General features: G+C 72.6%; 2 protein-coding genes and 1 pseudogene. All 3 read right to left on the minus strand.

Features of this window, described 5'->3' with window-relative positions:
• Positions 1–927 (minus strand): annotated as a pseudogene (locus QAA18_RS12700) (phosphomannomutase/phosphoglucomutase); the annotation flags it as partial.
• Between the two features lie 13 nt (positions 928–940).
• Complete coding sequence (gene dut / locus QAA18_RS12705) at positions 941–1,399, minus strand: dUTP diphosphatase (protein WP_279413455.1); 459 nt, start codon at positions 1,397–1,399, stop codon at positions 941–943.
• The coding region (locus QAA18_RS12710) for a phosphopantothenoylcysteine decarboxylase (protein ID WP_279413456.1) at positions 1,399–1,873 on the minus strand (475 nt) is incomplete at its 5' end. The genes dut and QAA18_RS12710, both read right to left, overlap by 1 nt.

Raw genomic sequence — 1,873 nt, forward strand, 5'->3', positions numbered from 1 at the left:
GCCGGCGGGGGCGGGCGCGCCGGGAGCGGCGTCGCCCAGCACCACTTCCGCGCCGGTTCCCTGTTCCAGCGCCTGCTCCAGCGTGGGGGCGGGGCCCTCCTCGGCATCGTCGGCCACCACGCGACCGCTGCGGCGCATCAATCCCCACGCGCCCAAGGCCAGCAACACCAGCACGCCGGCGCCGATGAACGAGTGCATCGAGCCCAGTCCGAACACGCCGGTGGTTTCCTCCGGCAGGCCGGCGGAACTGCGCAGGTCGGTCCCCTTCACCGGCACCGACAGGAATTCGGCGCTGTCGGTGAGGCCGACGTCGCCGCGCTGGGCGACGGTGTAATTGTCCTGGCGCAGGGCCAGGTAGGTGTCGCCGGCAACGTTCGCGCTTTCCAGCGCGGCGGTAGCGATCCCCAGCGGCAGGCGCGCATAGGCGATCGCGACCACCTTGTCCCCGGCCTTCGCCGGGGCGGCGAGGACCACGCGCACGCCGTCGTCGCGGATGATGCGCGACACCGGTGCGCCTTCCAGCAGCGCGCCTTCCAGCGCGGACAGGCGGCCGGCGCCTCCGTCGGCCAGGCCCGCATAGGCGGCATCGAGGTCGGTCGACAACAGCTCCAGGCTGTCCAGGCGCGGCCAGTCGTCGCGGCGCATTTCGGTGGCGGCAAGTTCCAGGTCTCCCGCGGCGAGCGCTGCCTGCACGTCGGGCAATGCGAGCCGCTCCTGCAGCCGCGCCTCCTGCTGGCGCAGCGCGCGCGCGGTGCCGTCGGCGACCATGTCGCGCGCCTGCTGGAGCAGGCGGCTGCGCGTGGCGTCCTGCATCTGCAGCCAGCCGGTCCAGGCCAGGGCCCCCGCCAGCAGCAACAGGACCACCGCCAGCACCGGCAGCAATGGCCGCAACTGGGCGGCCGTCAGGATCTGGCGTTTCTCGCTCATGGTTCTTGCTCCCCTAGCGCACGCCAGTGTGGCCGAAACCGCCGGCACCCCGCGCGCTTTGTTCGAAAGTATCCACTACCTGCAGCCCCGCGCGCACGATCGGCAGCACCAGCAGCTGGGCGATCCGGTCCCCCGGCTCGATGGTGAACGGCGCGCTGCCGCGGTTCCAGGTGCTGATCAGCAGCGGGCCCTGGTAGTCGGCGTCGATCAGGCCGGTGCCGTTGCCCATCACGATGCCGTGGCGGTGGCCCAGGCCGGAACGCGGCAGCACCAGCGCGCACAGCGCGGGATCGGCGAGGTGGATCGCCAGCCCGGACGGCACCAGCGCGGCATCGCCGGGGGCCAGGACCAACGGCGCGTCGAGGGCGGCGCGCAGGTCGAGCGCCGCGCTCGCCTCGGTGGCGTACTCCGGCAGCGGCCATTCCCCGCCGTAGCGCGGATCGAGCAGTTTCACTTGCAGGGTCTTTTGCATCAGGACAGTCGCTCGGCGATGAGTTCGATGAGGGTTTCCGCCAGTTCGGTCTTGGGCGCCGGCCCGAGCTCGCGCACCGTGTCGCGGCCGATCACGGTGAGGGCATTGTCGTCGCTCTCGAATCCGCTGCCGGCGATGCCGACGCGGTTGGCGGCAATGACGTCGAGTTGCTTGGCTTCCAGCTTGGCGCGCGCGTTGGCCTCGACGTCGCCGGTCTCGGCGGCAAAGCCCAGTACCAGGCGCGGGCGCCGCGGATGCGTCGCGACCTCGGCGAGCACGTCCGCGGTGCGCACCAGTTCCAGGGTGAGCGTGTCGACGCCGGCCTGCTTCTTCAGCTTGCCCGGCGCGACTTCGCGCGGCGTCCAGTCGGCCACCGCCGCGGCGGCGACGTAGGCGTCGGCCGGTAACGCTGCAAGCACGGCTTCGCGCAGCTGCGCCGCGCTGCGCACGTCGATGCGGCGCACGCCCGGCGGC

The organism is Luteimonas sp. 8-5, from assembly GCF_029763755.1.
Classification (GTDB): Bacteria; Pseudomonadota; Gammaproteobacteria; order Xanthomonadales; family Xanthomonadaceae; genus Cognatiluteimonas.